Raw genomic sequence first — 19981 nt, 5'->3', positions numbered from 1 at the left:
AGGAATAAGGAAAACGTGATGACGCCAACGATTGAGCTGCTTTGCTCGCACCGTTCCATTCGCCATTATACCGATGAGCCTATCAGCGACGCCCAGCGTGAAGCGATTATCCACGCGGCGCAGTCCGCCTCAAGCTCCAGTTTCCTGCAGTGCAGCTCCATTATTCGCATAACCGACCGCGCGATGCGCGAGCAACTGGTGACGCTGACTGGCGGCCAGCCGCACGTCGCGAAAGCGGCCGAGTTCTGGGTCTTCTGCGCCGATTTCAACCGCCATCTCCAAATCTGCCCGGACGCGCAGCTGGGGCTTGCGGAACAGCTGCTGCTCGGCGTGGTGGATACTGCGATGCTCGGGCAAAACGCGCTGGTCGCGGCGGAATCGCTCGGTCTCGGCGGCGTCTATATCGGCGGTATTCGTAACAGCATTGAAGCAGTCACAGAACTGCTGGGCCTGCCGAAACATGTGCTGCCGCTCTTTGGCCTTTGCCTCGGCTGGCCGGCGGACGATCCGCAGGTGAAACCGCGTATGCCTGCGGGCCTGATGGTGCACGAAAACCGCTACCAGCCGGTCGACCGCGAACTGCTCGCCGAATATGACGAAGAGATAGCTGACTACTATCTGCATCGCGACAGCAACGCCCGCCGCGATACCTGGAGCGATCAGATCCGCCGCACCATCATCAAAGAGAATCGTCCGTTTATTCTCGACTATCTGCACAAGCAGGGCTGGGCGACACGCTAAGCCTTTTTACACTCCCCCGCCTGCGCGGGGGCGTGTATGATAGGCCGGTTTTCACAAGACGTGTTCAGAGAGGTGCAGGGTGAAAATCGCCATTTTGTCCCGGGACGGTACGCTCTATTCTTGTAAACGCCTGCGCGAAGCCGCCACGCGGCGCGGCCACCAGGTGGAAATTCTCGATCCGCTTTCCTGCTATATGACCATCAACCCTGCGGCGTCCTGCGTGCATTACAAAGGCCGTCAGCTGCCGCATTTCGATGCGGTGATCCCGCGCATCGGGTCTGCCATCACCTTCTACGGCACTGCCGCGCTGCGCCAGTTCGAAATGCTCGGCAGTTATCCGCTGAATGAATCGGTCGCCATTACCCGCGCGCGCGACAAGCTACGCTCGCTGCAACTGCTGGCGCGTCAGGGCATCGATTTGCCCATCACTGGCATCGCCCATTCACCGGACGACACCAGCGATCTCATTGATATGGTGGGCGGCGCGCCGCTGGTGGTGAAACTGGTGGAAGGCACTCAGGGCATCGGCGTGGTGCTGGCCGAAACCCGCCAGGCGGCCGAAAGCGTGATTGACGCTTTTCGCGGGCTCAACGCCCATATCCTCGTGCAGGAATATATAAAAGAAGCCCGAGGGCGCGATATCCGCTGTCTGGTGGTGGGTGACCGCGTGGTTGCTGCCATTGAACGCCAGGCGAAAGAGGGCGATTTCCGCTCAAATCTGCACCGTGGCGGCGTGGCGCGTATCGCGGAGATTAGCGAGCGTGAGCGTGACATCGCGATCAAAGCCGCCGCAACGCTCGGGCTCGATGTCGCAGGCGTCGATATTCTGCGCGCCGACCGCGGCCCGCTGGTCATGGAAGTGAACGCCTCGCCGGGGCTGGAAGGCATCGAGAAAACCACCGGTATGGATATCGCCGGGCAAATGATCAACTGGATTGAGCGTCACGCGCGCCCAGACTACTGCCTCAAAACCGGTGGCTGACCCGGCGTCGTGGTATAACGCCCGTTTTTTGCGTAAGCTATCCGATTGACATGTTTGTTTACTAAAAGAGGCTACAGGTTTTATGGATTCACTCGTCGTCCCGACGCTGGACACCCTGCGCCGCTGGCTCGATAACCTCGGCGTGAGCTTTTTCGAGTGTGATACCTGCCAGGCACTCCATCTTCCCCATATGCAGAATTTCGAAGGCGTATTCGACGCCAAGATAGACCTGGTGGATAACGTGGTGATGTTTTCCGCGATGGCGGAAATCAAGCCCTCGGCGCTGCTGACGGTCGCCGCCGATCTCTCGGCCATTAATGCCGGCTCGTTGACCTTAAAGGCCTTTCTCGATATCCAGGATGATAACCTGCCGAAGCTGGTGGTGTGTCAGACGCTGCTCATTGATGTGGGCGTGACGGTGGAACAGTTCGAGGCCTTTTACCGCCAGAGCGAACAGCAGACCTCAATGGTGATTATGGAAGCCCGCGCGCATCACCTGATTTACTCCCCCGAAGAGGATGAAAAAGGGGAGCCCGAAGTGAATAACCATTTTCTTCACTGAACCTGCCTGCTTTTAGCGCAGTCGCCACCAGGGTGACTGCGTATTTCCCGTTTTTATTCTGTATATAAACTGTTGCGATAGCATAAATCACCGCTCACAGCGCTATTTTGGCTTATCACGTAGACCAAATCTGACTAAAAAATTGTTAAAAGGCGTTTTTTATTCCGGGCTATAGCCTCGGGGTCAGGCTACAGTTATCCTTGCGAAGCTGCATACAGCGTGCAATGTCTGCCGGAGAGCCGCGCTCTTTTTTCTGTGCAGAATGACCATCTATGCATGAATCTTGCATATGTTTAATTGCGTAAATTTAGTCCGCACCGACGCGGACTTTTACCCTTTATTCAGAAGGAAAACAGATATGTCCACCCAGAGTAAAAAATGGTTATCGGGTGTGGTTGCCGGTGCGTTGATGGCCGTTTCCGCGACGACCCTGGCGGCTGAACAGAAAACGCTGCATGTGTATAACTGGTCCGACTATATTGCCCCGGACACGATTGCCAACTTCACCAAAGAGACCGGCATTAAAGTCGTCTATGACGTGTTCGATTCCAACGAAGTGCTGGAAGGCAAACTGATGGCGGGCAGCACCGGTTTTGACCTCGTCGTCCCATCTGCAAGCTTCCTTGAGCGCCAGCTCACCGCGGGCGTGTTCCAGCCGCTGGATAAGAGCAAGCTGCCGAACTGGAAAAACCTCGATCCGGAAATCCTCAAGCTGGTGGCGAAGCACGACCCTGATAACAAATACGCGATGCCTTACCTGTGGGCGACCACCGGCATCGGCTATAACGTAGACAAAGTGAAAGCCGCGCTCGGCACCGATGCGCCGCTGAACAGCTGGGATCTGGTGCTGAAACCGGAAAACCTCGAAAAACTGAAAAGCTGCGGCGTCTCCTTCCTGGATGCCCCCGAAGAAATTTTCGCGACCGTGCTGAATTACCTCGGCAAAGATCCGAACAGCAGCAAACCGGACGACTACAGCGGCGCGGCGACCGATCTGCTGCTGAAGCTGCGCCCGAATATCCGTTACTTCCACTCCTCCCAGTACATCAACGATCTGGCGAACGGCGACATCTGTGTGGCGATCGGCTGGGCGGGCGACGTGTGGCAGGCGGCGAACCGCGCGAAAGAAGCGAAGAACGGCGTCAACATCTCCTACACCATTCCGAAAGAGGGCGCGCTGGCGTTCTTTGACGTCTTCGCGATGCCTGCGGACGCCAAAAACAAAGACGAAGCGTACCAGTTCCTCAACTACCTGATGCGCCCGGACGTCATGGCGCACATCAGCGATCACGTCTACTACGCGAGCGGCAACAAAGCTTCCACGCCGCTGGTGAGTAAAGAGGTGCGCGACAATCCGGGTATCTACCCGCCGCCGGACGTAATGGCCAAGCTCTTTACGCTTAAAGTGCAGGAGCCGAAGCTGGATCGCGTCAGAACGCGCGCCTGGACCAAAGTGAAAAGCGGTAAATAAGGCCGTTTTACCGTAAACGGTGTGCATCGGGGCGGTGCAACTGCCCCACAACAGAACAGAGGACACGCGCCTCTGTTCTGCCATTTGTGCGGCAACCGGGCCGCACAGGTACTTTTGCTTTTTGCCGGAGAGCAATGTAGTGAACGACGCTATTCCCCGCCCACAGGCGAAACCCCGCAAGGCGCTGACCCCGCTGCTGGAAATTCGTAACCTGACCAAATCGTTCGACGGCCAGCACGCCGTCGATGACGTCAGCCTGACCATCTATAAAGGCGAAATTTTCGCGTTGCTCGGCGCCTCCGGGTGCGGAAAATCAACGCTTCTGCGCATGCTCGCGGGTTTTGAAATTCCCACTGCCGGGCAAATTGTGCTGGACGGCGTGGATCTCTCCCACGTGCCGCCGTACCAGCGCCCGATCAATATGATGTTCCAGTCTTACGCGCTCTTTCCGCATATGACGGTTGAGCAAAACATCGCTTTCGGCCTGAAGCAGGACAAACTGCCGAAGGCGGAGATAGCCAGCCGCGTCGAAGAGATGCTCGGCCTTGTGCATATGCAGGAGTTCGCGAAGCGTAAGCCGCATCAGCTTTCCGGCGGCCAGCGTCAGCGCGTGGCGCTGGCCCGCAGCCTCGCCAAACGCCCGAAACTGCTGCTGCTCGACGAGCCGATGGGCGCGCTTGATAAAAAGTTGCGCGACCGCATGCAGCTCGAAGTGGTCGATATTCTTGAGCGCGTCGGCGTGACCTGCGTGATGGTGACGCACGATCAGGAAGAGGCCATGACGATGGCAGGCCGCATCGCCATCATGAACCGCGGCAAGTTTGTGCAAATCGGCGAGCCGGAAGAGATTTACGAGCATCCCACCACCCGCTACAGCGCGGAGTTTATCGGCTCGGTGAACGTCTTCGACGGGCTGCTGCGCGAGCGGCGTGAGGACGGATTAATCATCGACGCGCCGGGGCTGGTGCATCCGCTGAAAGTGGACCCGGACGCCTCGGTGGTGGACGGCGTGCCGGTTCACGTCGCGCTGCGCCCGGAGAAAGTGATGCTCTGCGACGAGCCGCCCGCCGATGGTTTTAACTTCGGCGTGGGCGAAGTGGTGCATATCGCCTATCTCGGCGATCTCTCTATCTACCACGTGCGGCTGCACAGCGGGCAGATGATCAGCGCGCAGTTGCAGAACGCGCACCGCTACCGCAAAGGCGCGCCCACCTGGGGTGACGAAGTTCGCCTGTGCTGGGACGCGGACAGCTGCGTTGTGCTGACGGTGTAAGGAGCGACAGATGAGCACTATTGAACGTCAAAGCGAGCCGCCGTCCGCCGCGCCCGGCGGTTTCCGGCTCTGGCTCGCGCGCCTGCAAATGGCGCATGGCCGTAAGCTTGTGGTCGCGCTGCCATACCTGTGGCTGATTCTGCTGTTTATGCTGCCATTTTTAATCGTCTTCAAGATAAGCCTTGCAGAGATGGCGCGGGCGATCCCGCCCTATACCGATCTGGTGAGCTGGGCGGACGATCAGTTGTCGGTGACGCTGAATATTGGCAACTTCCTGCAACTGACCGACGATCCGCTCTATTTCGAAGCGTATTTGCAGTCGTTGCAGGTGGCGGCGATTTCGACGCTGTTCTGTCTGCTGCTCGGTTATCCGCTCGCCTGGGCGGTGGCGCACAGCAAGCCGTCGACGCGCAACATCCTGCTGCTGCTGGTGATCCTGCCATCGTGGACGTCGTTTCTTATCCGCGTTTACGCCTGGATGGGCATCCTCAAAGAGAACGGCGTGCTGAATAACGTGCTGCTGTGGCTTGGCGTAATCGATCAGCCGCTCGCCATTCTGCATACCAACCTCGCGGTCTACATCGGGATTGTGTACGCGTATCTACCGTTTATGGTGCTGCCGATTTATACGGCGCTGACCCGCATCGACTACTCGCTGGTCGAAGCGTCGCTCGATCTGGGCGCGCGTCCGCTGAAAACCTTTTTCAGCATCATCGTGCCGCTGACAAAAGGCGGGATTATCGCAGGCTCGATGCTGGTGTTTATCCCGGCGGTGGGGGAATTCGTTATCCCGGAACTGCTCGGCGGGCCGGACAGCATCATGATTGGCCGCGTGCTCTGGCAGGAGTTCTTCAATAACCGCGACTGGCCGGTGGCTTCAGCGGTGGCGATCACCATGCTGGTGGTGCTGATTGTGCCCATCATGTGGTTCCACAAATACCAGAACAAAACGACGGGAGACCATGCATGAATAATCTGCCTGTGGTGCGCTCCCCGTGGCGCATTCTGATTTTGATTATCGGTTTTACGTTTCTCTACGCGCCGATGCTGATGCTGGTGATCTATTCGTTTAACAGTTCGAAACTGGTGACGGTGTGGGCGGGCTGGTCGACCCGCTGGTACGGCGAGCTGTTTCACGATTCGGCGATGATTAACGCGGTGGGGCTGAGCCTGACGATTGCCGCCTGTGCGGCGACAATGGCGGTGGTGCTGGGCACCATCGCAGCGGTTGTCATGGTGCGTTTCGGGCGTTTTCGCGGCTCGAACGGTTTCGCGTTTATGCTGACCGCGCCGCTGGTCATGCCGGATGTGATAACCGGTCTGTCGCTGCTGCTGCTCTTTGTGGCGCTCGGTCATGCGATTGGCTGGCCGTCCGATCGCGGAATGCTCACCATCTGGCTGGCGCACGTCACGTTCTGTACCGCGTATGTGTCGGTGGTGATAAGCTCGCGCCTGCGTGAACTGGACCGCTCGATAGAAGAGGCGGCGATGGATCTCGGCGCCGCGCCGCTGAAGGTGTTTTTCGTGATAACACTGCCGATGATCATGCCTGCCGTGGTTTCCGGCTGGCTGCTCGCCTTTACGCTCTCGCTCGATGACCTTGTTATCGCAAGCTTTGTGTCGGGCCCGGGGGCCACGACGCTGCCGATGCTGGTCTTCTCCAGCGTTCGTATGGGCGTCAACCCGGAGATCAACGCGCTGGCGTCGATTATTCTCGGCGTGGTGGGTGCTATCGGTCTGATCGCCTGGTTTTTTATGGCGCGGGCAGAAAAGCAGCGACTGCGCGATGTCCAGCGTGCAAGGCGTAGCTGAACCGCCTAAAATCTGCAATCATGTGCACCCGGCGCCGCGTATGACGCGGCGCTGTTTCACAGGGAAGGCGAGATTTGGACATTTTCAGCAAAGCGCGACAATCACACGCCCGAATGAACGCTCCTACGCTGGTACAGGTGGCGGCGATAGGCATTATTTCTACGCGCTGTCTGGATCTGCTGATGATATTCAACCTGCTGGGCGTGCGCGGCGTGATGGACTTTATCCACCGCAGCGTGCAGACCTGGAGCCTCACGCTGATTTTCTTCGCAAGCCTCGTTTTACTCTGCATCGAATTCCGCTGTGCCTTTGTGATCCTCAAGGGCCGCGCCTGGGGCCGCTGGGTCTTTCTGCTTACCCAGATTATCGCCACCGGCTATCTGTGGGCGGCCTCGCTTGGCTGGGGATACCCGGAGCTGTTCAGCATCGCGGGCGGCTCGCGGCGTGAAATTTTCCATTCGCTGGTGATGCAAAAGCTGCCGGATCTGCTGGTGCTGGCGCTGCTGTTTATTCCCGCCCGCAGCCGACGCTTTTTCCGGCTACAGTAACCCTGCGGCGTGATAGAATCGCCGGTCCGCGTTTTTCTTAAGGTTTTTAGCTATGCACTGCGCACTCTATGACGCCGGGCGCTGCCGCTCCTGTCAGTGGATTGAACAGCCCCTCGACACCCAACTTGCCGCCAAAATGACCGACCTGGGAACGCTGCTGGCAGGGCTGCCCGTGGGCGAGTGGGGCGCGCCGGTAAGCGGGCCGGAGCGGGCGTTTCGCAATAAAGCAAAAATGGTGGTGAGCGGGAGCGTGGAAAAACCGCTGCTCGGCATGCTGCATCGCGACGGCACGCCAGTGGATTTGACCGCATGCCCGCTCTATCCGACGTCGTTTTACGCCGTGTTTGCGGCGCTGAAGCCGTTTATCGCCCGCGCGGGGCTGACGCCGTACAACGTCGCGCGTAAACGCGGCGAGCTGAAATATCTGCTGCTGACGCAGAGCACGCTCGACGGCGGGCTAATGCTGCGTTTTGTGCTGCGCTCGAAGGAGAAACTTGAGCAACTGCGCGCCGCGCTGCCTGCGCTGCTGGCGGAATTGCCGCAGCTTAAGGTCGTGACCGCCAATATTCAGCCGGTGCATATGGCGATTATGGAAGGCGACGAGGAGATTTGGCTGACGCAGCAGCAGGCGCTCGCGGAAAACTTCAACGGCGTGCCGCTGTGGATACGTCCGCAGAGCTTTTTCCAGACCAACCCGACGGTCGCGAGTGCCCTGTACGCCACGGCGCGCGACTGGGTGCGCGCGCTGCCGGTGAATCATATGTGGGATCTGTTTTGCGGCGTCGGCGGCTTCGGGCTGCACTGCGCCACGCCGGAGATGACGCTGACCGGTATTGAAATCGCGCCGGAAGCCATCGCGAGCGCCCGCGCGTCGGCGCAGGAACTGGGGCTGCGCAACGTGCATTTTCAGGCGCTGGATTCGACCGGTTTCGCGACCTGCCAGCAGGCGGTGCCGGATCTGGTTCTCGTTAACCCGCCGCGGCGCGGCATCGGGCAGGCGTTGTGTGAGTATCTGAGCCATATGGCCCCGCGCTACATTATCTATTCAAGCTGTAACGCGCAGACGATGGCGAAAGACATTAAGCAGTTGCCCGGCTATCGCATCGCCCGCGTGCAGTTGTTCGATATGTTCCCGCATACAGCGCATTACGAGGTGTTGACGCTGCTGGTGCGGGAGTAACTTCCGGTTTTTTAGTGGTGGGTGCGCTCACGCTTACCCACCCTACGCAAGATGCTAAGACTCATTCAGGGTTGTAGGGCGGGTAAGCGCAGCGCACCCGCCAGAATGCAAAGGTGGGTGCGCTGACGCTTACACACCCTACATAAGATGATCAGGCTTATTGGAGTTGTAGGGCGGGTAAGCAAAGCGCACCCGCCGCCTGGGCCTGCATAACACCCGCCACTTATCTTCACATCATTTACGCGCCATATAAAAGATGAAGGCCCGCGTGGCGGGCCTTGAAAGGTAACTGACAGCGTTTACTGCGGGAACCACTGGTCGCTGATTTTCTGATAAGTGCCGTCGGCTTTAATGGCCGCCAGCGCGTCGTTAAGTTTTTTCAGCAGCGCGACGTTATCCGGGCGTACCGCGATGCCAAGGCCGGTGCCGAAGTATTGCGGGTCGGTCACTTTTTCCGTCGCGGTGCCAAGCTGCGGATTGTTCTTCAGCCATTCGTTTACCACGGCGGTATCGCCGAAGACGCCGTCGATGCGGCCGTTTTTCAGGTCGATAATCGCATTCTGGTAGCTGTCATACGCCACGGTTTTCACTTCCGGATGTTTATCCTGGAGGTATTTCTGATGCGTGGTGCCGTTTTCCATACCAATGCGTTTGCCTTTGAGATCGTCAAAGGATTTGTACGCGCCTTTTTTGGCGATCACAATGGCGGAGTTGGCGTAGTACGGCGTGGTGAACGCGACCTGTTTCTGGCGCTCCGGCGTGATGTCCATGCCGGAGATAACGGCGTCATATTTTTTAAATTTCAGCGCCGGGATGAGGCTGTCGAACGCATGGTTGGTGAACGTGCATTCCGCCTGCATTTGTTTGCATAACGCTTTGGCGAGATCGATGTCGAAACCGACGATCTGGTTGCTGGCGTCGAGCGACTCAAAAGGCGGGTATGTCGCCGAAGAACCGAAGCTGATTTTATCCGCTGCCGCGGCGTGGAATGCGGCCCCGGCAAGCATGGCGGCCAGAATGATTTTTTTCATGCGTGAAGCTCCCGTCTGTCAATCTTGTTTTATGTCACCGTTTACCCGGCGTGTTAACACCATGCCATGATGTGAATTTATATTCAATAATAACGTATAAGTATTTTATTTGGTTTATGGGTGGGGGGATGGCGGGTGCGCTGCGCTTACCCGCCCTACAAAAGAAGATCAGCGCGATTCAGGTAGGGCGGGTAAGCGCAGCGCACCCGCCATAAAACAGAAAACCCCTCTCCCCGAAAGGGAGAGGGGGAGCACATTAACTGCGGCGCTCAAAGGCCAGCGCGCGGCGCTCAATTAAACGCATCAGGAGCGTCAGCAGGCCGTTGACGATCAGATAAATCACGCCCGCCGCGCCAAACACCATCACATCATAGGTGCGGCCATACAGCAGTTGTCCGTAACCCATCACTTCCATCAGCGTAATGGTGTAGGCAAGCGACGTACTCTTGAACACCAGCACCACTTCGTTGGAATAGGACGACAGCGCGCGCTTAAACGCATACGGCAGCAGGATCGCCAGCGTATCTTTACGGCTCATGCCCAGCGCCCCGCAGGACTGCCACTGGCCCTCCGGAATCGCCCGGATAGCCCCGTAAAACAGTTGCGTGGTATACGCCGCTGAGTTCAGCGATAGCGCCACGAGCGCGCACAGCCACGGCTCAGAGAGCACATGCCACAGCCACGGATAGTTCTGCAGTGACGGGAACTGCCCCGGCCCGTAGTAAATCAGGAAGATCTGCACCAGCAGCGGCGTACCGGTAAACAGCGTAATGTAGCCGCGTACGATCCAGACCAGCACCGGCGTTTTCAGCGTCAGGATAATCGTGAAGATCACCGACAGCAGCAGCGCTACGGCGATCGACGCCGCGGTGAGCGTCAGGCTGGTATGCAGCCCTTTTAACAGCTCCGGCAAGTAATCCAGCATCAGCCCGGCCTCCGCTCAAAGCGCGTGGCGCGCAGGTCGATACGCTTAAGGATGTACTGGCTTATCAGGGTGATCACCAGATAAATCGCCGCCGCGATAATGTACCAGGTAAAGGGCTCCTGGGTGCGGGTGGCGATGCTCTTGGTTTGCAGCATCAAATCGTTCACGCTAATCAGCGACACCAGCGCGGTGTCCTTCAGCAGTACCAGCCACTGGTTGCCAAGCCCCGGCAGTGCGTGACGCCACATCTGCGGCATCACGAGGCGAAAGAAAATCGCCGACTTCGACAGGCCCAGCGCCTGGCCCGATTCCCACTGGCCGTGTGGCACCGCTTTCAGCGCGCCGCGCAGCGTCTGCGACGCATACGCCGAATAGAGCAGGGCGAGGGCAATCACACCGCACAGGAACGGGCTGACGTCGAAATTATCGATCTGCATTTGCACCGGAATGGACGTGAAACCAAGCGGGATCGTAAAGCCGTCCGAAAGGGTGAGCAGCAGTTGCGAAGAGCCGAAATAGATAAACAGCACCACCAGAATTTCCGGCAGGCCGCGCAGCAGGGTGACCAGCGCCGTGGCAAGCCAGCCGACCGGCCGCCATTTCGCCGATTCCAGTACGGCGAAGAGCATCGCCAGCACCAGCCCCAGGCCAAGCGCGCAAACGGCAAGGCCGACGGTCATCCCGGCGGCGCTTGCTAAAGGTAACATATCGTTCATTCAGGCGATTACTTCTGGAACCATTTGTCGTAGATGGCTTTGTAAGTGCCGTCTTTCTTCACTTTCTCCAGCGCAGTGTTGAATTTCTGCTGAAGCTCGGTGTTGCCCTGACGAACTGCGATGCCAAGGCCGGTGCCGAAGTAATCTTTATCCGTCACTTTATCGCCGACGGCGGCCAGTTTCGGGTTGGTTTTCAGCCACTCGGTCACGACGGCAGTGTCGCCGAACACGGCGTCGATACGGCCGTTTTGCAGATCCAGGCGCGCGGTCTGGTAGCTGTCATACGGCACCGTAGTGATTTCGGGGTGTTTGTCGGTGATGTATTTCTGGTGAGTGGTGCCGTTCTGCACGCCCACGCGCTTGCCTTTCAGCTGTTCGATGCTGCTGTTTTTACCCTGCAAGCCCACGAACAGCGCGGAGTTGTCGTAGTACGGCGTAGTGAACAGCACCTGTTTTTCGCGCTCAGGCGTGATATCCATGCCGGCCATGACCGCGTCCACACGCTTGAATTTCAGCGCCGGGATCAGGCTGTCGAACGCCTGGTTGGTGAAGGTGCAGGTCGCATCGATCTCTTTACACAGCGCGTTGGCCAGATCGACGTCGAAACCGACGATTTTGTTGCCTGCATCCATCGACTCAAACGGAGGGTAAGAGGCTTCGGTTGCGAAACGAATAGTTTGTGCTGCGGCGGCGGAAAGGCTAACGCTTGCGAGAAGCGCGGCAATCAATACGTTTTTCATTGTCATTATTCCGGTCATCTTCAGTGGGAAAGATAGTTTTTAAACGCCTCGGTCGCAGGGGCGCTAAAGCAGCTCGCGTCGCCCTGCTCGATAATATGTCCATTTTCCATATAGACCACCCGGCTGGCGGTTTTACGCGCCACTTCCACTTCATGCGTCACAATCACCTGCGTGATCCCGGTCTGGGACAGCTCGCGGATGATGCTGACTATCTGCGCGGTAATTTCAGGGTCGAGCGCGGCCGTCGGTTCGTCGAACAGCAGTACCTGCGGCTCCATCATCAGCGCGCGCGCAATCGCCACGCGCTGCTGCTGGCCACCGGAAAGGTGCAGCGGATAACGATCCACATACGGCGTCAGGCGCAGGCGCTCCAGCAGTTTATCGGCACGCTTGCGCGCGGCCTCTTTGCTGAGTCCGAGCACGCGGCACGGCGCCTCGATAAGATTATCCAGCACCGTCAGGTGCGGCCACAGATTGTACTGCTGGAACACCATGCCGACGTTGCGGCGCAGTTCGCGGATGGCTTTGTCGCCCGGCGCCTTTGCGAAATCAAACTGGTTGCCCGCAATGCTGAGCTGCCCGGAACGCGGCATCTCCAGCAAATTGAGTACCCGCAGCAGCGAGCTCTTACCCGCGCCGCTTGGGCCAAGCAACACCAGCGTTTCGCCCTCAGGGCAGCTGAGCGTGATGTCAAACAGCGCCTGATGCGCGCCGTAGAAGCAGTTTATGCCGTTTAGTTGAATACTCATGCGTAGCAGTTGAATAGCAATTGAGACCGCGAATAGTACCGTTGGCAGAATAGTTATGCAATATTAGTGCGTTAAAACTTAATATTCTCCACATTTACGGTACAAAACCAGCACGATATAGCGGGGTGGGGGTGGGGCAAGAATAAATGTCGGCCAGATGGCGCTAAGCCAGACGGTTTATCGCACGCCCATCCCGCGCGCTTAACGACGCTCCAGCGACTGGCGCAGCGTGCCCGCCGGCGCATGTACGGTGCTGCCGAGATAGCGCACATCGTCCACCGTCCAGCACTGGCCTTCGCGCACCATCAGCACTTCATCCAGCCAGACGGTGTCGCCGCGGCGCTGTTCGATGCGCAGCGGAATATTGCGCGCGTCGGTGTTCGGAATACGCGAGGCGCTGGCGACGCGTACGCTGTCAGGCGTTTCGGTGCGGCTGGAGAACGGATCGGTGCGTAAGAAGCCGTTATCGGCGTGGTTCTCACGGTTCGATTTATCCAGCAATTGATAGAGCGAATCGCTTAAATAAGGCCGCAGAGAGGTCAGGTTCGTCAGCCCCTGGCTGCGCTGTTCGATGCGATGCTGGTAGAACTGTTCCGCCACGGTATCAGGGCCGCCTTCCACACATGGACCGCTGCGCGAGCCGATATCCTTAAAGGCGGGCGTCACGGTCGTACAGGCGCTCAGCAGCAGGGCGCACGGAAGAACCAGAGTCAGAACTGAATGGCGCATTTTTTATTTCCTTATTCCGGTAAGCAGGACTACGTTTCTTGTCACAGGACTTTTTTAGCATAGCGTATCGCGACCGAATTGCGTCTGGTATCGTCAGCTAACGCATTGATAGCCAAAAGGAGAGAACCATGCAGTTTTCCACCACCCCAACCCTGGAAGGACAAGTCATTGTTGAGTATTGCGGCGTCGTGACCGGCGAGGCGATCCTCGGCGCGAATATCTTTCGCGATTTCTTCGCGGGTATCCGCGATATCGTCGGCGGCCGATCGGGCGCGTATGAAAAAGAGCTGCGCAAGGCGCGTGAAATCGCGTTTCGCGAGCTGGGCGACCAGGCGGCGTCGCTGGGCGCCGATGCGGTTGTCGGGATCGATATCGATTATGAAACCGTCGGTAAAGACGGCAGCATGCTGATGGTGAGCGTTTCCGGCACGGCGGTGAAAACCCGTCGATGAAGCTGCGTTACTGGCCGCTGTTACTGGCGGCACTGCTCGCGGGCTGCGCGGGCGAAAAAGGGATTGTCGATCGCGGCGACTATAGAGTAGATACGCGCCGCGCGGCGCAGGCGGCGTATCCGCGCATCAAAGTGCTGGTTATCCACTACACCGCCGATGATTTTGACACCTCGCTTGCCACGCTGACCGACCGGCACGTCAGCTCGCACTATCTGATCTCGGCGAACCCGCCGCAAAAGGGCGGCAAACCGGTTATCTGGCAGCTGGTGCCGGAGCGCGAGCTGGCGTGGCATGCGGGCGTCAGTTTCTGGCGCGGGGCCACTCGCCTGAACGACACCTCCGTGGGCATTGAGCTGGAAAACTACGGCTACCGGAAAATCGACGGTCAGAAGCAGTACTTCCCGTTCAGCCCGCCGCAGATAGCTGTGCTGAGCAAGCTTGCGCGCGACATCATTCAGCGCTACCAGATTGCCCCGCAAAACGTCGTGGCGCATGCGGATATCGCGCCGCAGCGCAAAGACGATCCGGGGCCGCTGTTCCCGTGGCAGGCGCTGGCGGCGCAGGGCATCGGCGCATGGCCGGATGAATCGCGCGTAGCGTTTTATCTCGCCGGGCGTAACCCTTACGCGCCGGTGGATGAAGCGACGCTGCTGGATCTGCTCGCGCGCTACGGCTATGAAGTGACGCCGCAGATGAGCGAGGCGCAGCGCAAACGCGTGATTCAGGCGTTCCAGATGCACTTTCGCCCCGCGCGCTACGACGGCCTGCCGGACGCGCAAAGCGAGGCCATCGCCAGGGCGCTGCTGGAGAAATATGGTCAGGGGTAAGATTCCAGAGCCAGAAATAAAAAACGCCGCACGATGCGGCGTTGTTTTTATCCGTGAGAGGCGTTACCCGCGGTGCAGCGTACCGTGGTCGCGCAGCCAGTACGCGGTGCGCTCAATGCCTTCATCCAGCGATACCACCGGCTTATAGCCGAGCTCATTTTCAGCGCGGCTGATATCCAGCGTGAAATCGAAATTCAGCTTGGAGACGCCGTAATGCGTCAGCGCCGGCTCTTTATGCGAATGTTTGCCGAGCCGCTCCAGGCTTCTCGCCATCATATCCAGCATCGGGTAGGGTACCGAGCGGATGCGGCACGACATCCCCAGTTCATCAATCAGCTTCTGCACGATGCTTTTCAGCGGGCGCGCTTCGCCGTTGGTGATGTTATAGGCGCGGCCTGACGGCAGGGCGTCGCAGGCGCTGCTGCTCGCAAGCCACATCGCGTGCACCGCGTTTTCGTGATAGGTCATATCGACCATCGCCTCGCCGCCGCGCGGCAGCAGTACGCTGCCATAGTGGCGCATCATCTGCACCAGCCGCGGGAAAAAGACTTTATCGTGCGGCCCGAACAGGCTTTGCGGACGCAGAATGGTAAAGCGCGTCTGCGGGTTGGCCTGCGCCAGCAGCTGAATGACCTCTTCGCTGGCGGCTTTGCTGCGCGCAAAGGCGTTAGCCAGCCGGTGCGGGCGGAAATCTTCACGGATATCGCGATGGTGGTGGTAATCGAAATAGAGCGCGGGCGAGGAGATATGCACGAAATTGCGCACGCCCCAGGCGACGGCCCACTCGCCAAGACGGCGGGTGGCGCGCACGTTCGCGAGATCGAACGCCTCCTGCGGGCCCCAGGGAGAGGTAAAGCTGGAACAGTGCCAGAGCGTATCGATACCGGCCAGCATCGCTTTCGCCTGCGACGAGACCAGCTCGGTTAAATCGGCCTGGATAAACTCCGCGCCCATTTTCTCAAGCAGCCTGCCCATCGCTTCGTTGCGCCCGGTGGCTCTGACCTGGACGCCCTGATGACGTAAATATTCGACCGCGTTTCGGCCTAAACCGCTGGTGGCGCCCGTGACCAGTACCTTCATATCGATCCACTGTGCTGTAACGTTTAGCCGCGCATTCTTCCGTGAAATCAGCGCTGATGCAATGGGAACAACGTAACAATGCGCGTTAGCGCAGCTGAATATTCCCCTCGCCGCAGCGCTGTAAAGGCGTTATGCCGCCTGCTGTAAAAATTCCCGCCAGTACGCCACGACGGTTTCAAGCTGCGCGCGGTTGACATCAAGGTGCGTCACCAGACGCGTCACCGGCGCGGCGTTTATCAGCACATCGCGTGATTTCATAAACGCGCCCAGCGCGGCGACCTGCGCCTGCGGCACGCTGACAAACAGCATATTGGTGTCGTGACGGCGCACCTCTGCGCCCGCGTCGCGCAGCGCCGCCGCAAGCCAGGCCGCGTTGTCGTGGTCCTCTTGCAGTCGCTCGACGTTATGCTCCAGCGCATAGAGCCCGGCTGCGGCGAGAATACCCGCCTGGCGCATACCGCCGCCGGTCATCTTCCGCCAGCGTTTCGCCTGCTGAATATAGTCATGGCTGCCGACCAGCAGCGAGCCCACCGGCGCGCCAAGCCCTTTAGAGAGGCAAATCGTGAAGGTGTCGCAGTACTGCGCGATCTCTTTCAGCTCGCAGCCATACGCCACCACCGCGTTGAAAATGCGCGCGCCATCTACGTGCAGCGCCAGACCGCGCTCGCGGGTGAAATCCCACGCCTGCTGGAGATAGTCGCGCGGCAGCACTTTGCCGTTATGGGTATTTTCCAGGCTCAGCAGACGGGTGCGGGCGAAGTGAATATCGTCGGGTTTGATTTTCGCCGCCACTTTATCCAGCGGCAGCGTACCGTCACCGTCCGCCTCAATCGGCTGCGGCTGAATGCTGCCGAGCACCGCCGCGCCGCCCGCTTCATACAGATAATTATGCGCGAGCTGGCCGACAATATACTCCTCGCCGCGTTCGCAATGGCTCAGCAGCGCCACCAGGTTGGCCTGGGTGCCTGTCGGCAGAAACAACGCCGCCTCTTTACCGCTTAAACGCGCGGCATAGTCCTGAAGCGCGTTGACTGTCGGGTCGTCGCCATAAACATCATCCCCGGTGGGGGCCGCCATCATGCGCTCCAGCATTGCTTTGCCCGGGCGCGTGACGGTATCGCTGCGTAAATCGATCACGGCATATCCTTTTCAGTGAATAGAAAAGTCTCTTTTACCGGAACCAGTTGGTTTTCGCCAGATCGATAACCTCATCCCCACGGCCATTAATGATGGCGCGCAGCATATAGAGGCTGAAGCCTTTGGCCTGCTCCATCTTGATTTGCGGCGGCATCGCCAGCTCTTCTTTGGCGACAGTGACATCCACCACCACCGGGCCGTCGGTGCTGAAGGCGCGCGAAAGGGCATCGTCCAGTTCGCTCGCTTTCTCAACGCGAATGCCCGGAATGCCGCACGCTTCCGCGATGCGCGCATAGTTGGTGTCGTGCAGGTCGGTGCCATCGGTCAGATAGCCGCCCGCTTTCATCTCCATCGCCACAAAGCCCAGCACGCTGTTATTAAAGACGATAACTTTCACCGGCAGCTTCAGTTGCACCAGCGAAAGCAGATCGCCCATCAACATACTGAAGCCGCCGTCGCCGCACATCGCCACTACCTGACGCCCCGGCGCGCTCGCCTGAGCGCCTATCGCCTGCGGCATGGCGTTCGCCATCGAGCCGTGGTTAAACGAACCGAGCAGACGGCGTTGGCCGTTCATCTCCAGATAGCGTGCGGCCCATACCGTCGGCGTGCCGACATCGCAGGTGAAAATGGCGTCCGGCGCGGCGAAATGGCTGATCTGGCGGGCCAGATATTGCGGATGCAGCGCTTTTTCGCTCGGCTGCGCCAGGTCATCCAGTCCTTTGCGGGCGTCGCGGTAATCTTCAAGCGCTTTATCCAGAAAGTGTCGGTTGGTTTTCTCTTCCAGCAGCGGCAGAAGGGCGGCAAGCGTCGCTTTCACATCGCCCACCAGCGCCATGTCCACTTTGCTGTGCGCGCCAATGCTGCCAGGGTTGATATCAATCTGAATGATTTTGGCGTGTGTCGGGTAGAACGCGCGGTAGGGGAAGCGGGTGCCGAGGAGGATCAGCGTATCGGCGTTCATCATGGTGTGATAGCCGGACGAGAAGCCGATAAGCCCGGTCATGCCCACATCATACGGGTTATCGTACTCGACATGCTCTTTGCCGCGCAGGGCGTGGACGATGGGCGCTTTCAGCGTGCGGGCGAATTCCAGCAGCTCCTGATGCGCGCCCGCGCAGCCGCTGCCGCACATCAGCGCGATGTTATCGGAATAGCGCAGTAGCTGGGCGAGCTTTTTCAGTTCGTCATGCGGCGGCACGATAACGGGCTGCGGGGCGTGATACCAGCCGGGGCTGGCCTCTTCCGGCGCGGGTTTCAGCGCCACGTCGCCGGGCAGGACAATCACCGAGACGCCGCGCTCCAGCACCGCTTTACGCAGCGCGATGGCCAGCACCTGCGGGATCTGCTCCGGGCTTGAGACCAGCTCGCAATAGTGGCTGCATTCGCGAAACAGTTCCTGCGGGTGCGTCTCCTGGAAATAGCCGCTGCCGATTTCGCTGGAGGGAATATGCGCGGCGATGGCCAGTACCGGCACGTTGTTGCGGTGGCAGTCAAACAGGCCGTTGATGAGGTGCAGGTTGCCAGGCCCGCAGGAGCCCGCGCAGACCGCCAGCTCGCCGGTCAGTTGCGCTTCCGCGCCTGCCGCGAACGCCGCGACCTCTTCATGGCGGGTGGACATCCACTCGATAGTGCCCATGCGGTTTAAGCTGTCGCTGAGGCCATTGAGCGAATCACCCGTTACGCCCCAGATGCGCTTTACGCCAGCCTGCTCCAGGGTTTTGGCGATATATGACGCGACGGTCTGTTTCATGCTCCCTCCTTAGTGAAAAGTAGTGATAACGGTTACAAGCGTAGTTCAAAATCGCAGGCAGGAAGGGACGTAGCCGTGAGTTGGGTTGATTTTGCGGGCATGGTGGGTTGGTGTTATGGACATGGTGGGTGCGCTTCGCTTACCCACCCTACGGGGGCGTTGGGTTGGTTTTGCAGGCATGGTGGGTGCGCTGCGCTTACCCACCCTACGGGGGGCATTCGGGGGATTTTACGTAGGGCGGGTAAGCAACGCGCACCCGCCATTACACATCACAAACCCACCACGCCAAAATCACATCACGCCAGAACCAAATCGCCTGCCGGATGGCACGAACACGCCAGCACGTAGCCGTCGGCAATCTCCTGCTCCGTCAGCGTCATGGTGCTTGTCACGCTGTACTCGCCAGACAGCACGCGGGTTTTACAGCAGCCGCACACGCCTGCGCGGCACGCGGCATTCACCGGCACATGATTGCTTTCAAGCGCTGCCAGCAGCGTGGTGCCGACCGCGCCGTAAAACTCACGGGCGGGCGTAAGCGTCGTAAACTTAATCCCGCTGGTCGCGGCCTCGGCCACCGGCGTGAAAAACTGCTCTTTATAAAAGCGCGTCACGCCGAGCGCTTTCACTTCCTGCTCCACGAAATCCATATACGGCGCCGGGCCGCATACCATCACGGTACGGCGGGTGAGATCCGGCACCGCCATCAGCATCTCGCGGGTCAGGCGCCCGTGAATAAAGCCCGGCGCGTCGCCGCTTTCCGCCACCAGCGTCACCGGGTAATCGCGCCACTCGTCGGCGAAAATCACATCCTGGGGCGTCCGCACGTTATAAATCACCTGAACATCCGCCTGCGGGCGATATGCCGCAAGCCAGCGGCGCATCGACATGATCGGCGTTACGCCGCAGCCGCCCGCCAGCAGCAGGAAGCGATCGTCGGTTTTGTCGGCGCAGGTAAAATCGCCCTGCGCGTCAGACAGCCACAGATAATCGCCGCGTTTAACCTCGCGCGTCAGCCAGCCGGAGCCCTCGCCATTGTCGATGCGGCGCACCGTCAGCGTAATCAACGGGCTCACGCCGGGCGTTGAAGAAATCGTATACGCGCGCAGGGTGTCGGCGCTGTTGCGAATGCTTACCAGCGCATACTGCCCGGCCTGATACGGGTAGAAATCGTGGCACAGCAGCGAGAGCGTCCAGACATCCGGCGTCTCCTGCCGGATATGGTGGACCTGCATCCGCCACGGACATTGTGGGGTCGGCATTGTCATTCTTTCCT

At 59.2% G+C, this 19981-nt stretch carries 21 protein-coding genes; 11 read left to right on the top strand and 10 right to left on the bottom strand.

Going from position 1 to position 19981, the window contains the following annotated elements; translation table 11 throughout:
* Positions 1–18 precede the first annotated feature (18 nt).
* From nfsA to rlmC, 9 genes are all read left to right on the top strand, one after another.
* Complete coding sequence (gene nfsA, locus AFK66_RS12565) at positions 19–741, top strand: oxygen-insensitive NADPH nitroreductase (RefSeq protein ID WP_007782406.1); 723 nt, start codon at positions 19–21, stop codon at positions 739–741.
* Between the two features lie 79 nt (positions 742–820).
* On the top strand, positions 821–1723 hold the full coding sequence (rimK, locus tag AFK66_RS12560; protein WP_007901351.1) for a 30S ribosomal protein S6--L-glutamate ligase: 903 nt from the start codon (positions 821–823) through the stop codon (positions 1721–1723).
* A gap of 82 nt (positions 1724–1805) precedes the next feature.
* Positions 1806–2285, top strand: a complete 480-nt coding sequence (locus AFK66_RS12555) for a type III secretion system chaperone family protein (protein WP_007782411.1) — start codon at positions 1806–1808, stop codon at positions 2283–2285.
* Between the two features lie 358 nt (positions 2286–2643).
* A complete protein-coding gene (gene potF / locus AFK66_RS12550; protein WP_007782413.1) occupies positions 2644–3756 on the top strand; it encodes a spermidine/putrescine ABC transporter substrate-binding protein PotF in 1113 nt (370 codons plus the stop codon).
* Positions 3757–3895: 139 nt separating this feature from the next.
* Positions 3896–5029: a putrescine ABC transporter ATP-binding subunit PotG gene (potG, locus tag AFK66_RS12545; RefSeq protein WP_007707338.1), complete on the top strand. Its 1134-nt coding sequence runs from the start codon at positions 3896–3898 to the stop codon at positions 5027–5029.
* Between the two features lie 10 nt (positions 5030–5039).
* Entirely contained in the window at positions 5040–5999 is a 960-nt protein-coding gene (potH, locus tag AFK66_RS12540; protein WP_007782426.1) for a putrescine ABC transporter permease PotH, read from the top strand.
* A complete protein-coding gene (gene potI, locus AFK66_RS12535) occupies positions 5996–6841 on the top strand; it encodes a putrescine ABC transporter permease PotI (protein WP_007782428.1) in 846 nt (281 codons plus the stop codon). The genes potH and potI overlap by 4 nt, the downstream gene beginning before the upstream one ends.
* Positions 6842–6954: 113 nt before the next feature.
* Complete coding sequence (locus AFK66_RS12530; protein WP_023899071.1) at positions 6955–7389, top strand: YbjO family protein; 435 nt, start codon at positions 6955–6957, stop codon at positions 7387–7389.
* Positions 7390–7441: 52 nt separating this feature from the next.
* Positions 7442–8569 (top strand): 23S rRNA (uracil(747)-C(5))-methyltransferase RlmC, encoded by a 1128-nt coding sequence (rlmC, locus tag AFK66_RS12525; protein ID WP_007782431.1) that lies wholly within the window; start codon positions 7442–7444, stop codon positions 8567–8569.
* Between the two features lie 299 nt (positions 8570–8868).
* On the opposite strand, the gene artJ is transcribed toward rlmC, so the two are convergent.
* The 6 genes from artJ to AFK66_RS12495 all read right to left on the bottom strand — a co-directional run bounded on the left by artJ (position 8869) and on the right by AFK66_RS12495 (position 13459).
* Positions 8869–9600: an arginine ABC transporter substrate-binding protein ArtJ gene (gene artJ / locus AFK66_RS12520; protein ID WP_007707348.1), complete on the bottom strand. Its 732-nt coding sequence runs from the start codon at positions 9598–9600 to the stop codon at positions 8869–8871.
* A gap of 256 nt (positions 9601–9856) precedes the next feature.
* Positions 9857–10525, bottom strand: a complete 669-nt coding sequence (artM, locus tag AFK66_RS12515) for an arginine ABC transporter permease ArtM (RefSeq protein ID WP_007782434.1) — start codon at positions 10523–10525, stop codon at positions 9857–9859.
* Complete coding sequence (artQ, locus tag AFK66_RS12510; protein WP_007866396.1) at positions 10525–11241, bottom strand: arginine ABC transporter permease ArtQ; 717 nt, start codon at positions 11239–11241, stop codon at positions 10525–10527. Before artQ ends, artM begins: the two co-directional genes overlap by 1 nt.
* A gap of 8 nt (positions 11242–11249) precedes the next feature.
* Positions 11250–11981 carry an arginine ABC transporter substrate-binding protein ArtI gene (artI, locus tag AFK66_RS12505; RefSeq protein ID WP_004388043.1) on the bottom strand — a complete coding sequence of 244 codons (732 nt, stop codon included), beginning with the start codon at positions 11979–11981 and terminating at the stop codon, positions 11250–11252.
* Between the two features lie 20 nt (positions 11982–12001).
* Positions 12002–12730, bottom strand: coding sequence for an arginine ABC transporter ATP-binding protein ArtP (gene artP / locus AFK66_RS12500; protein WP_004388042.1), 729 nt, complete (start codon positions 12728–12730; stop codon positions 12002–12004).
* A gap of 201 nt (positions 12731–12931) precedes the next feature.
* A complete protein-coding gene (locus AFK66_RS12495; protein ID WP_007792235.1) occupies positions 12932–13459 on the bottom strand; it encodes a lipoprotein in 528 nt (175 codons plus the stop codon).
* Positions 13460–13587: 128 nt separating this feature from the next.
* Between AFK66_RS12495 and AFK66_RS12490 the strand changes: the two genes are divergently transcribed.
* Together AFK66_RS12490 and AFK66_RS12485 are read left to right on the top strand one after the other, a co-directional pair.
* Positions 13588–13911, top strand: coding sequence for a heavy metal-binding domain-containing protein (locus AFK66_RS12490; RefSeq protein ID WP_004386731.1), 324 nt, complete (start codon positions 13588–13590; stop codon positions 13909–13911).
* The gene (locus AFK66_RS12485) at positions 13908–14738 is read left to right on the top strand and encodes an N-acetylmuramoyl-L-alanine amidase (RefSeq protein WP_023899068.1); all 831 of its coding nucleotides are present in this window, start codon (positions 13908–13910) and stop codon (positions 14736–14738) included. Before AFK66_RS12490 ends, AFK66_RS12485 begins: the two co-directional genes overlap by 4 nt.
* A 63-nt stretch (positions 14739–14801) precedes the next feature.
* Here the strand turns inward: AFK66_RS12485 and AFK66_RS12480 are convergent, their stop codons facing one another.
* The 4 genes from AFK66_RS12480 to hcr all read right to left on the bottom strand — a co-directional run bounded on the left by AFK66_RS12480 (position 14802) and on the right by hcr (position 19973).
* Positions 14802–15818 carry an NAD-dependent epimerase/dehydratase family protein gene (locus AFK66_RS12480; RefSeq protein WP_007782450.1) on the bottom strand — a complete coding sequence of 339 codons (1017 nt, stop codon included), beginning with the start codon at positions 15816–15818 and terminating at the stop codon, positions 14802–14804.
* A 129-nt stretch (positions 15819–15947) separates the two neighbouring features.
* Positions 15948–16955: a low-specificity L-threonine aldolase gene (gene ltaE / locus AFK66_RS12475; RefSeq protein WP_007782452.1), complete on the bottom strand. Its 1008-nt coding sequence runs from the start codon at positions 16953–16955 to the stop codon at positions 15948–15950.
* 34 nt (positions 16956–16989) lie between these two features.
* The gene (poxB, locus tag AFK66_RS12470) at positions 16990–18708 is read right to left on the bottom strand and encodes a ubiquinone-dependent pyruvate dehydrogenase (RefSeq protein WP_007782455.1); all 1719 of its coding nucleotides are present in this window, start codon (positions 18706–18708) and stop codon (positions 16990–16992) included.
* Positions 18709–19004: 296 nt separating this feature from the next.
* Entirely contained in the window at positions 19005–19973 is a 969-nt protein-coding gene (gene hcr, locus AFK66_RS12465) for an NADH oxidoreductase (RefSeq protein WP_007782457.1), read from the bottom strand.
* Positions 19974–19981: the final 8 nt, after the last annotated feature.

Origin of the sequence: Cronobacter malonaticus LMG 23826 (assembly GCF_001277215.2) — a bacterium.
Classification (GTDB): Bacteria; Pseudomonadota; Gammaproteobacteria; order Enterobacterales; family Enterobacteriaceae; genus Cronobacter; species Cronobacter malonaticus.
This window is presented reverse-complemented; position numbering and strand designations above follow the sequence as displayed.

Bases quoted from the DNA above. Each gene is read 5' to 3' on its own strand.
- AFK66_RS12485 (WP_023899068.1), top strand. From the start codon at position 13,908: ATGAAGCTGCGTTACTGGCCGCTGTTACTGGCGGCACTGCTCGCGGGC.
- artM (WP_007782434.1), bottom strand. From the start codon at position 10,525: ATGCTGGATTACTTGCCGGAGCTGTTAAAAGGGCTGCATACCAGCCTG.
- AFK66_RS12490 (WP_004386731.1), top strand. From the start codon at position 13,588: ATGCAGTTTTCCACCACCCCAACCCTGGAAGGACAAGTCATTGTTGAG.
- potF (WP_007782413.1), top strand. From the start codon at position 2,644: ATGTCCACCCAGAGTAAAAAATGGTTATCGGGTGTGGTTGCCGGTGCG.
- poxB (WP_007782455.1), bottom strand. From the start codon at position 18,708: ATGAAACAGACCGTCGCGTCATATATCGCCAAAACCCTGGAGCAGGCT.
- AFK66_RS12495 (WP_007792235.1), bottom strand. From the start codon at position 13,459: ATGCGCCATTCAGTTCTGACTCTGGTTCTTCCGTGCGCCCTGCTGCTG.
- artQ (WP_007866396.1), bottom strand. From the start codon at position 11,241: ATGAACGATATGTTACCTTTAGCAAGCGCCGCCGGGATGACCGTCGGC.
- AFK66_RS12530 (WP_023899071.1), top strand. From the start codon at position 6,955: ATGAACGCTCCTACGCTGGTACAGGTGGCGGCGATAGGCATTATTTCT.
- artJ (WP_007707348.1), bottom strand. From the start codon at position 9,600: ATGAAAAAAATCATTCTGGCCGCCATGCTTGCCGGGGCCGCATTCCAC.
- potI (WP_007782428.1), top strand. From the start codon at position 5,996: ATGAATAATCTGCCTGTGGTGCGCTCCCCGTGGCGCATTCTGATTTTG.
- AFK66_RS12480 (WP_007782450.1), bottom strand. From the start codon at position 15,818: ATGAAGGTACTGGTCACGGGCGCCACCAGCGGTTTAGGCCGAAACGCG.
- artP (WP_004388042.1), bottom strand. From the start codon at position 12,730: ATGAGTATTCAACTAAACGGCATAAACTGCTTCTACGGCGCGCATCAG.
- nfsA (WP_007782406.1), top strand. From the start codon at position 19: ATGACGCCAACGATTGAGCTGCTTTGCTCGCACCGTTCCATTCGCCAT.
- rlmC (WP_007782431.1), top strand. From the start codon at position 7,442: ATGCACTGCGCACTCTATGACGCCGGGCGCTGCCGCTCCTGTCAGTGG.
- artI (WP_004388043.1), bottom strand. From the start codon at position 11,981: ATGAAAAACGTATTGATTGCCGCGCTTCTCGCAAGCGTTAGCCTTTCC.
- hcr (WP_007782457.1), bottom strand. From the start codon at position 19,973: ATGACAATGCCGACCCCACAATGTCCGTGGCGGATGCAGGTCCACCAT.
- potH (WP_007782426.1), top strand. From the start codon at position 5,040: ATGAGCACTATTGAACGTCAAAGCGAGCCGCCGTCCGCCGCGCCCGGC.
- AFK66_RS12555 (WP_007782411.1), top strand. From the start codon at position 1,806: ATGGATTCACTCGTCGTCCCGACGCTGGACACCCTGCGCCGCTGGCTC.